The 1,209-nt window shown below is 69.1% G+C and carries 2 protein-coding genes; both read left to right on the forward strand.

Annotation, left to right across the window (positions count from 1 at the left end; all coding sequences use genetic code 11):
• Positions 1-750: peptidyl-alpha-hydroxyglycine alpha-amidating lyase family protein (locus ACRDSQ_RS17500; protein WP_431422483.1), on the forward strand; the 750-nt coding region annotated here is incomplete at its 5' end.
• 4 nt (positions 751-754) lie between these two features.
• Positions 755-1,209, forward strand: a 455-nt coding sequence (locus tag ACRDSQ_RS17505) for an LLM class flavin-dependent oxidoreductase (protein WP_431422484.1), incomplete at its 3' end; no start/stop codon positions are given.

Consider the following 1,209-nt stretch of genomic DNA (forward strand, 5'->3'; position numbering starts at 1 on the left):
CGCGCGCACGGCGTCCACATGGCGCCCGACGACACCCTGTGGCTGACCGACGACGGCGACCACACCGTCCGCCACTGCACCCTCGACGGCAAGGTGCTGCTGACGATCGGCATCCCCGGCGCGCCCAAGCCCTACATGAGCGGCGAGCCGTTTCATCGCTGCACTCACACCGCGCTGTCGCCCCAGGGCGACCTCTACGTCTCCGACGGCTACGGCAACGCGCGGGTTCACAAGTTCGCGCCCAACGGCACTCCGCTCCTCTCGTGGGGCGAGCCGGGCACCGACCCGGGCCAGTTCAATATTCCCCACAACATCTGCTGCGATTCGGACGGCTGGGTCTACGTGGCCGACCGCGAGAACCACCGCGTCCAGGTGTTCGACGGCAACGGCAAGTTCGAGGCGCAGTGGCACGACATGCACCGCCCCTCGGGCCTCTACCTCGAGCGCGGAGGTCAGGGGCGCTTCTACATCGGCGAGATCGGCGGCGCCCTGGCCGTTAACTACGACGTGCCCAATATCGGGCCCCGGGTCAGCATCTACACTCACCGGGGCGAGCGGCTGGCCCGGCTGGGCCACCGCCTGGCCGGGCTCGAGCCGGGCCAGTTCGTCTCGCCACACGGGCTCGCCGTCGACTCGCGTGGTGACATCTATGTCGGCGAAGTGTCGTACACCAACTGGGGCAATCGCTACAAGGGCCAGCCCCACCCGCCCGGATTGCGCAGCCTGCAAAAGCTCGTCAAGGTGTGGTGACCGTATGAAGCTCGGCGCGATCTTTCCCCAGACAGAGTGCGGGACCGACGTGGCGGTCATCAGCGAGTTCGTGCGTGCCGTCGAGGCGCTGGGCTTCGATCATCTCTTCGTGGCCGACCACGTGCTCGGTGCCGATCCGAAGTTCCACTCTCACCCGTCGCTGGCCACCTACTCGCACGAGGCCGTGGTCCACGAGGCGCTCACCCTGATGGCGTACCTCGCGGCGATCACGCGCCGGCTCACCCTGGCCACCGGCATCCTGATCCTCCCGCAGCGGCAGACCGCGCTGGTGGCCAAGCAGGCGGCCCAGATCGACGTCCTGAGCGGCGGCCGGCTCCGCCTCGGCATCGGGGTGGGCTGGAACGCCGTCGAGTTCGAGGCCCTCAACGAGACCTTCGCGAACCGCGGCCGCCGGAGCGCGGAGCAGGTCGAGGTGCTGCGCGCGCTGTGGACCCAGCC

Origin of the sequence: Actinokineospora sp. (assembly GCF_050699995.1) — a bacterium.
Taxonomy (GTDB): Bacteria; Actinomycetota; Actinomycetes; order Mycobacteriales; family Pseudonocardiaceae; genus Actinokineospora.